Consider the following 8,043-nt stretch of genomic DNA (forward strand, 5'->3'; position numbering starts at 1 on the left):
TTTTTTGATTTTCCTTTTTCTTTTACTTATTCGTAAACCAGTTATTATTTTAACAGAGTTTATAGCAGGGGGGATTTATTAGTCTTATTCATTCTTTTTACTGGATATACAGCGGGGGCAGATCCTTATGAACATCAAACAGCAATGGCTATTGGTTATATCGTCGTTATGTTTCTAAGTGCAGCTGCCAATTGGGGATATGATGCGCTCCTATTACGTTTAGCTCCTCCTAATTATGAACTTATACTTTTCTAATAATGAGTAGAATAATGAGAGAGATGAGAATGAGCAATTTTTTCACGACAGTTCTAATGTTTATAAAGTAAAAAAACGTGTGATATAAAATAATGAACGTTTTTTGTATCTTGTAGTGTTATACGCTATATTAATTTATGATCTTAGGATTTAAACATAAAAGGATTGAAGCTTTTTGTAATACTGGTACGACTAAAGGGGTTAGAACCGCCCATGCTCAAAAATTAAAGCGTATTCTAGGTGCTCTTGAAGTAGATGTATCGCCAAAAGATTTGAGTTATCCGTCTTTTTGATTACATCTGCTAAAAGGCGATTTCAAGGATTATTGGTCAATTACTGTAAATGGAAATTGTCGTGTAATATTTCGCTTTGATAGCATAGATGTCGAAATGGTTGATTATCTAAATTATCATTAAAAAGGAGATCTAAACAATGATGAAGAATCCTTCACATCCCGGTGAGTTATTGCGTGAAGATGTGATCAAAGAGCTTGGTTTATCCGTTAATGAAGCAGCAGAGTGGCTTGGTATATCTCGTGTAGCACTTTCTAGAGTTTTAAATGGAAAAGCCGCTATGAGTGCTAATCTTGCTATTAGGCTTGAAATGTCTGGTGTAAGCACAGCACGTGCTTGGCTTGCTATGCAAACAAACTATGATTTATCAAAAGCAATTTTTTAACAACAGTCTCATGATAAAGAACGCATAAAAGAGTTTCAAATGGTTGTTAAATTTTTGCAACAAAGACATGTGGAAGAGCAAAATAACGCGATAGTGCGGATAAAGGCAAAAGATGTGACACGGTAAGATAAGGCAATAAAATCTTGTTTCTATAGTCTGCTTGGCTATAATAAATATAAGCAAAGGAAGGTTTTATATGTTGAGTGAAGAGGAAATTAAGCGACGTCGCTTTTATGCTGAAAATGCATTGGCAAGCCAACGTTTAGAGGGATTAGAGCCAGATCCAAAAGTCGTTGAGCAAATGGAACGTGTTATTATTGGAGAGCTTGAAACAAGTGATATCATCAAAGATTATATGGAGCGGGTAAAACGTGGGGAAGTATAAGGGGAGCGGTGATCCTTATACTGATCATGAAACTGGTGTGATGTATAATCGGCTTGGTATTAAAGACAAAGCCACACTGCAGCGTGTAGAATCTACGATTTCTTATGTAAAATCTTTCGAATTTGTACATACTCCTATTGGTGGTAAGTTTGATCTGAATTACATGAAAGAGATTCATAGAAGACTGTTTGGTGACATATATGAATGGGCGGGACAAGTTCGTTTAGTGGATATTGCCAAAGGCAATAGTATGTTTGCTAGTTATAATCAGATTGAACGTTATGCACCGAAGATTACACAAAAGCTTGCAAAAGAACAATATCTGCGTGGTCTTGGCGCTTATGACTTTAGCCAAAGGGCTGGGTATTACATGGGCGAGTTGAATGCGTTGCATCCGTTTCGAGAGGGGAATGGGCGCACTCAGCGCGAATTTATGGTGCAACTTGCTTGTGAAGCTGGTTATCGTATCAACTGGAAGGGTATTGAGCGACAAGAAATGACACGTGCGTCAATTGAAGCACATTTTGGTAATTCAGAATATCTGTCTGCACTCATCTATAAGAACCTTACCAAGTTTACAGAAAATAAAAGGGATGATGTTTCTCAAGGTATTGGCAAAAATATTGCTTTTTGCATTGATCTTAATAAAGAGTGCTTGGAACAACAAAAAGAGAAGATTGAAACCCTTTGGGATAGAGAAAAGACAGCTTTTAGCAGACTTCAAAAAGAAGAACTTGAAGTTGAGCAATCGCAAAGGGATGTTAATGCTACGTTAAAAGCAACAGAAAAAGCTCCATACCTTGCTGCTTATACGGATAACTCTAATCTAGAACAGAAGGTGCTAAGTGCTCTTAGGAATGAAAAATCTTATGTTAATATGTTTAAGGAGTTAAACAGTCGTTTAGCATTTATTTATAGAGATCCACAAGAGGCTGCGCTTAGGATTGAGCAAACAATTTTAGCAGGTAAAGGCGATAAATTATCTGATATTTTGGAAAGGGAACCTGATAGAGCAGGAGAACTGCGTGGATCAGATCGTTTTATCGATAAATTGAAGGCTACAGGAAAAGAACGAAAAGAAGCGCTTTACAATGTTCCTCGTACACTTTCTTCTATTGAAAAGCTTCAATCCTTTTATAAGAATTCTTATGAGAGACATATAAATAGGCTTACACGGGAGCGTGAGCGATTGAAAGTTGAAGTCCCCTCACTTTCACAAGAAGCAGTGACTTTTATGAAAAATGTTGAAGCTGGTCGTGATAGTTATTCAAAGATACCAGAGCAGATCAATCAAGAGTTTTTAAAGCTACAAAGTGCTTTAGATAAACGTTTTGGACATGATGCCATTCATAAATATGGTTTTGATTTATCAAAAGTGGTCCCCAAAGAACAGTCTCATGATAAAGATTGCATAAAAGAGTTTCAAATGTCGGTTAAATTTTTGCAACAGAGACAATAGGAGAAAATCAACGCAATAGCGCGTGCAAGATCAATAGATATGATACGGTGAGGGCAAGGATAAAGCCTTATGCTGTATAAGCCCTATTAAGCCATATGGCAAAAGAGGTTTAATATGGGTGTGACAAAAGATGTTGTACGTGCCTGCATAGATAGGGCGTTAAAAAAATCCGGTGAAATATTAGCAAATTTAGGACTTACGGTGTCTGATTTCATCCGTATTGCTTTGACAAAAGTTGTTTATGAAAAGGGATTGCCATTTGATATGTATATTCCTAATTTGGAAACGCTTAAAACTTTTGAGAAAAGTGATAAGGGTTAAGAGATATGTATTGCTAAAGATAGGTAAGATTTGTTTCATCATTTGGATATTTGATATTTTTGATCATTCACTTCAAAGTAGCTTTTAATTTACATCATTATCGTTATGGGTGTTTTCCGTATATTGAATGATGTATGCAAACCGTGATTGAAACGGCAGCTTATTGAATTTCTGCAAAAGAAGAAGGCATATCGCTTGAAGAATTATTTGATATTGTTTCTTTTATTGCTACTCATCCAGATGCTGGTGATTTTATGGAAGGTACGGGAGGGGGAAGCCAAGGAAAGTTAGGTTTTAAAGCATAAGGGGTAAAAGTGGGAGATATAGGGTTATACCCTTTTTTGGTGGTCAAAATATTTCGGTGTTGATCGAAGATGTGTACAGTCAATTATCTTGAGGCAATTTGATAAAATCAGAGAGGAATGCGTGGAAGAAAAATTTAACTGCGCTTCTCGATGAATATCGAAAAGAATAATAATGGATAAGGCAAATAAAGCAGGACCTCTTATATTAAAAGGTGTTTGTGAAGCTTTTGTCTGAAGCTAAAGGTGAAGTGGATACGAAATTTGGTATCTATATTCCTGCAAATGTTGATGTCAAAAAAATCAGAAAAAATATTGGGTTATAGATATCATTTTCGGCACGTTTTGGTTTTTTTGTGGGGCGCATGCGTGATTGGGAATGGGGATGATATTTTTACTTCTTTTTGTTTTTTGCTTTCAATTCATTGAAAATGAACTTGAAGCTATGGTGGTAATTTAGCACGCGATGATATCCGCGGCTTATAATCGTGTTTTTAAGAAAGCTCTATTGGTATAAAAGGGGTGTGAGGGTCGCGTTTTTTTAGAAAGCATCACGGCGTTTGAAGGGGTCGTAATAGATTTCTGTTACACGAAATTTTCCTTCGAGGCGTTTACATTGGATGATGACATCAATCATCGAGATTAATAAGCCGCGGATATCATCGCGTGCTAAATTACCACCACCGTCACTTTCTTTGACAAGAAGGGTCATTTGTTCGAAGGCTGCAAGTGCTGTTGAGGCGTGGACGGTTGTAATGGAGCCTGGGTGACCAGAGTTGACATTACGGATGTAGTAAAAGGCTGTACCATCACGCAGCTCTTGTAGAAGGATTCTGTCGGGGCGCATGCGTAAGCCTGATTCAAGCAGTTCTTTTGCGCCTGCTTTTGCTAAGCCTTGGTTATCTTTTGAATAAAAAAGTTGGACTTTGTTGGCGTGCGGAACGACAAGTTCTGGCGTGTCTTCAATGGTGAGAATTCGTTCATAGTCAGGGATTTTTGCAATTAAAGCTTTGGAGAGGGTTGTTTTACCAGAACCGGTTTTGCCCGATATTAAGATATTTTGTTGTGTAATAACGGCGCGTTCTAAAAAGGTGCAAAAATCTTTAGCGATAAAGAGATCTGTTAGCTCTTTGTCTGTATCAGAGAGTTCGGATAACCGTTCTGTCATTTGTTGTGTGGGTGTGAAACTGGTGTTTTGGGCAACAGAAAACAGATTGTTTTCATGTAAACTTTCAAGAGAAAAAGTGCGTGATGAAGGTTTACGAATGGTCATGCTAATGGTATTGGCAGCAACTGCTGGAGGCATAACAATTTGTATGCGTTCGTTGTTTGGCAGTGTTGCGGAGAGAACGGGGTTTTCTACACTGATTTTTTGTGTTGTGTAGGCAGCAACAACTTTTGCAATCCCTTCTAGTTCGCTGTAGGTTAGTTCTTTTACGATGTGGGTTTGCCAACCATTGGGACCCTCAACGATTACTTCGCCGGGGCGATTGATGACAATTTCAAATAAATTTTCATCATTAAGGAAGTCATCTAAGATCTTTAATTTTGTTAAAACGATAGAGGCGCGTTCTGCATTTTTTGCTGAGGGCATAATGTGACTTTATTGGCTTAATGAAAAAAGGAATAGCTGGTAGTAGAGCGGTTTCTTTTGCTCTTTACGACTAGTTTATAGACAGATGAAAAATCGAGATCTCTTGCTACAAAGATGTTGACGAGTTCGCCTTGAAATTTTTCTAGGGTAGGGGGGATGTTGATTTGATTTTCAAGGGCAATATTGGCGGCTTCTTTTCCAGTGTTGTTTGCGCCTTCAAAACCACCGCCTCCAGAGTTGTTGGCACCTGCGTTGGAATTGTTTTTTGTTTTATTTGTTAGGGCGGTTGTGGCACCATCAATAACGGTGAGTAAAAGGGAAGAGCCAAAGCGTTCCCACCAATGGGTGTTGATGTTGCCATCAAAACCGGCTCTGCCTAAACTGTCGGTTGCGGGTGAGGCAAGGGGAATGATAACGCCGGTTGGGGTTTTTGCTCTTGTCCAGAGCACAAAGAGGCGAGATTGACCTTGTTTTATTCCACCGCGGTATTCTCCAACGACTTGGGTTCCTTTATCAAGCAAAACAACGCGCCCATTGTCAGAGAGGATATCACGGTTGATGATGCAGCTTGCAAAGCCTGGTTGGTCGCTGTTTAATGCCGTTTCTAAGATACAGGGGATAGAGGTTCCCATGGCGATGATAAAGTTTCTATTGCCGATGAGTTTTGCTTTTGTTTCTTCTGTTGTGGTGGGTTTTAAGAGGGTTGCAAAATTTTGTGTGTTTTGAAGGGCAGGAGAATTTTGCGCATTCGCGAGATTTTCAAGGGCATGGAATTTTTCAAGGGGGTTGAGAGTGGTGTTGACGATGTCTTTTAATTGCGATTTAGAGCCTTTGGCAAAAGCGAGAACAGGGGCGCGTCTTGCGGCATCAAGTAGTGGGTCATCTTTTTTGGGTTCTTGTGCGAGTGGTTGTGGGGGTGGTAAGGTTATTGGTGCTATGTTGGCGCGCGGGTCAGAGGGCGCGAGCTCTAGAGGGGCGAGGGAATTGTGAAAGTTTTGTGCTTGTTTTTTATGAGCTTTTGCGGTGTCTTTTTGTTCTGTGGGGGTGGATAAGATGTTCCAGAGCACATAGCCGCAGATTCCTATACAGGCGATTGCGACAACTATTTTTTTGCCGGCGGTTTTGGCGCTATTGTTTTTGCCATCCCCAATAGATCCGCGATCTTCGATGATTGGTTTATCACTCATGTGTTGTCCCCTTCAATTCCCGCTTATTTAAAGATCTGATGCAACTTTACGTTCAACAGATGGTGAGGTTGTTCCGGTATTTGGATTGGTGCCTTTTGGTTGATAGGCTTCGTTAAAGACGCATAGGACGTTTTTTCCCTGTCTTAGGGTGAAGCGTGCGCTAATGGCATGGACAATCACCATGTTGCCTCTTGTGGTTTTGGGAACCAGCGATTCTGTACCGTCATTGCTGACAATGTAAATGGCAGGGATTTCTTGGTTGTCTGGGAATGTAAATGTTGTGGTTTTGCCATTGTCATAAACGGAGGAGGGTTCGAGCACGCTCGATCCTTGAGCGGTGTAAGCCCAATTGCGTGGTCCGTAGGTTTCAGAAGCGTTGAAGACATTATCGATACGCTGGGCTTGTTGTTTTTCTTGTCGCATAAGGGCTGCGAGTCTTCTTTGTTCTGCTTCTTCTTGTGGGTAGCGAAATTTCACAAGGAAATATGTTTCTTGTCCAGATGAAATTTCTCCATCTTTGACCATCAGTTCAAATTGATAGGAGCGCTTTGAGCCATCAAGCTTTGTGGTGACGACTTGGAGATTGGTAATGGGTTGGACTTCCCGCGCTTTGAGGAAAAGAATATTGCCAGCGGGGGCGACTTCCCATGCAACGCTGTTGCCAATTGCCACATGGGCAATTTCTTCATTGGGAGAAAATTCTATTTGTACCGATGAGCGTATGGAGCCAATAATTTTTGTGACATTATAGGCATCATAGTTGATAAAGCGAATGCGGCTATCGCTTGGCGCACGAGTGGGAAAAATACTGGCATGGCTTATCGGTATAGGAGAGAGGGTAATAGCGATGTTAAGAATGAGAAAAAGAATTTTTTTTGTCATGATCAGTTGACCACTTCCGGATCGGTTCTATATTCATTAACAATAAACCCTAGAGGATTTATCAAACGGTTTTGGACAGAGATAGGGGCATTGATGTATTCAAAGGTAAGTGTTGCAACCCAGTGGGTGATGAATTCTTTGTTGTTGTCTTTGTCGTGAATGGTTTTGTAGTAACGCACTTGGGCGACATCGTCATTGATAAAGGAGATTGATTTTATTGTTATTGTAACGGCGGCGTGTTTATAGAGAATTTGAGGACTTTGGGGATTTCTTGCTCCATACCAGCTGGCAAATCTTTCCTGTTCTTCAGAAGAAGAGAGGAGGGAGACGGTTTGGAAGTTGTGTTGTGTTTCTTCTGTGGTGAAGCCTTCACGGGAGCGGACATATTTTGCAGCAAAGTAGCGTGTGATTGCTTCGTCGACATTGGTGGGACCTTCTTTTAAGGCTTCCACAACTTCAACAATGCCGGTTGAGTTGTCCACACGGATGACAAAAGGTTCCACGGTTTTAAGGGGTGTGAGGGTGATGACCGCGAGAGAAGACATTATTGCAACAGCAACCGCGATGCCGGCAATGGCAAGCGAGGCGCGGGTGGTGCGGCGTGAGGCGAGCATGCGATCTTGATCGAACGAGCGTGCTTCAGCAATGTATTGTTCTATGTCTTTTTCTTTCATGCTTTTTGCCCGCAATTTTTGTAAGATTTGATTTCTTCATCCGTTAATTTTTGTGCCAGAAGCATTTCCAGCTTCTCTTCTTTTAGGGGTGAAGGTGTGTTGTTACTGATGATAATGGGTGTGGGCGTGGGTTTTTTCCCTTCCCAATTCCACATTGATCTGTTGAGTGGACGTTTAGAATATCCATCACATTTTGGGAGTGACTTCAGTGTGTTTGGTGAAGACACACAGCCACTGAGAAAGAGAAATGGTAAGATAATCCCAATTTTTTTAAATTCCCGCATTTGAACTTAGGCCTTTGCTAAT

The 8,043-nt window shown here is 40.3% G+C and carries 10 protein-coding genes; 5 read left to right on the top strand and 5 right to left on the bottom strand.

Annotated features, from left to right (window positions below):
- The first annotated feature begins 554 nt into the window (after positions 1-554).
- From ACFIKE_RS07345 to ACFIKE_RS07365, 5 genes are all read left to right on the top strand, one after another.
- Positions 555-671 (top strand): type II toxin-antitoxin system RelE/ParE family toxin, encoded by a 117-nt coding sequence (locus ACFIKE_RS07345; RefSeq protein ID WP_375648963.1) that lies wholly within the window; start codon positions 555-557, stop codon positions 669-671.
- 16 nt (positions 672-687) lie between these two features.
- A complete protein-coding gene (locus ACFIKE_RS07350; protein ID WP_375648949.1) occupies positions 688-933 on the top strand; it encodes a HigA family addiction module antitoxin in 246 nt (81 codons plus the stop codon).
- 196 nt (positions 934-1,129) lie between these two features.
- Positions 1,130-1,318 carry an antitoxin VbhA family protein gene (locus ACFIKE_RS07355; protein WP_375648951.1) on the top strand — a complete coding sequence of 63 codons (189 nt, stop codon included), beginning with the start codon at positions 1,130-1,132 and terminating at the stop codon, positions 1,316-1,318.
- Complete coding sequence (gene vbhT / locus ACFIKE_RS07360; RefSeq protein ID WP_375648954.1) at positions 1,305-2,777, top strand: type II toxin-antitoxin system protein adenylyltransferase VbhT; 1,473 nt, start codon at positions 1,305-1,307, stop codon at positions 2,775-2,777. Before ACFIKE_RS07355 ends, vbhT begins: the two co-directional genes overlap by 14 nt.
- A gap of 114 nt (positions 2,778-2,891) precedes the next feature.
- Positions 2,892-3,098 (top strand): type II toxin-antitoxin system RelB/DinJ family antitoxin, encoded by a 207-nt coding sequence (locus ACFIKE_RS07365; RefSeq protein WP_375648956.1) that lies wholly within the window; start codon positions 2,892-2,894, stop codon positions 3,096-3,098.
- Positions 3,099-3,941: 843 nt separating this feature from the next.
- Here the strand turns inward: ACFIKE_RS07365 and virB11 are convergent.
- The 5 genes from virB11 to ACFIKE_RS07390 are packed head-to-tail and all read right to left on the bottom strand — an operon-like array spanning position 3,942 to position 8,021.
- Positions 3,942-4,994, bottom strand: coding sequence for a P-type DNA transfer ATPase VirB11 (gene virB11 / locus ACFIKE_RS07370; RefSeq protein WP_375625278.1), 1,053 nt, complete (start codon positions 4,992-4,994; stop codon positions 3,942-3,944).
- Between the two features lie 17 nt (positions 4,995-5,011).
- A complete protein-coding gene (gene virB10 / locus ACFIKE_RS07375; protein ID WP_375648958.1) occupies positions 5,012-6,181 on the bottom strand; it encodes a type IV secretion system protein VirB10 in 1,170 nt (389 codons plus the stop codon).
- A gap of 27 nt (positions 6,182-6,208) precedes the next feature.
- Positions 6,209-7,063 (bottom strand): P-type conjugative transfer protein VirB9, encoded by an 855-nt coding sequence (gene virB9, locus ACFIKE_RS07380; protein WP_375625280.1) that lies wholly within the window; start codon positions 7,061-7,063, stop codon positions 6,209-6,211.
- Positions 7,064-7,065: 2 nt separating this feature from the next.
- Positions 7,066-7,737, bottom strand: a complete 672-nt coding sequence (locus ACFIKE_RS07385; RefSeq protein ID WP_375626519.1) for a virB8 family protein — start codon at positions 7,735-7,737, stop codon at positions 7,066-7,068.
- Positions 7,734-8,021, bottom strand: coding sequence for a type IV secretion protein VblB7 (locus ACFIKE_RS07390; RefSeq protein WP_375648961.1), 288 nt, complete (start codon positions 8,019-8,021; stop codon positions 7,734-7,736). Before ACFIKE_RS07390 ends, ACFIKE_RS07385 begins: the two co-directional genes overlap by 4 nt.
- Positions 8,022-8,043: the final 22 nt, after the last annotated feature.

The sequence above is a fragment of the Bartonella sp. MU70NMGDW genome, from assembly GCF_042194085.1.
Classification (GTDB): domain Bacteria; phylum Pseudomonadota; class Alphaproteobacteria; order Rhizobiales; family Rhizobiaceae; genus Bartonella; species Bartonella grahamii.

What these genes read in the sequence shown, in the direction of transcription:
- ACFIKE_RS07390 (WP_375648961.1), bottom strand. Translation starts at nt 8,021, where the DNA reads ATGCGGGAATTTAAAAAAATTGGGATTATCTTACCATTTCTCTTTCTC.
- virB10 (WP_375648958.1), bottom strand. Translation starts at nt 6,181, where the DNA reads ATGAGTGATAAACCAATCATCGAAGATCGCGGATCTATTGGGGATGGC.
- ACFIKE_RS07365 (WP_375648956.1), top strand. Translation starts at nt 2,892, where the DNA reads ATGGGTGTGACAAAAGATGTTGTACGTGCCTGCATAGATAGGGCGTTA.
- virB11 (WP_375625278.1), bottom strand. Translation starts at nt 4,994, where the DNA reads ATGCCCTCAGCAAAAAATGCAGAACGCGCCTCTATCGTTTTAACAAAA.
- virB9 (WP_375625280.1), bottom strand. Translation starts at nt 7,063, where the DNA reads ATGACAAAAAAAATTCTTTTTCTCATTCTTAACATCGCTATTACCCTC.
- ACFIKE_RS07385 (WP_375626519.1), bottom strand. Translation starts at nt 7,737, where the DNA reads ATGAAAGAAAAAGACATAGAACAATACATTGCTGAAGCACGCTCGTTC.
- ACFIKE_RS07355 (WP_375648951.1), top strand. Translation starts at nt 1,130, where the DNA reads ATGTTGAGTGAAGAGGAAATTAAGCGACGTCGCTTTTATGCTGAAAAT.
- ACFIKE_RS07350 (WP_375648949.1), top strand. Translation starts at nt 688, where the DNA reads ATGATGAAGAATCCTTCACATCCCGGTGAGTTATTGCGTGAAGATGTG.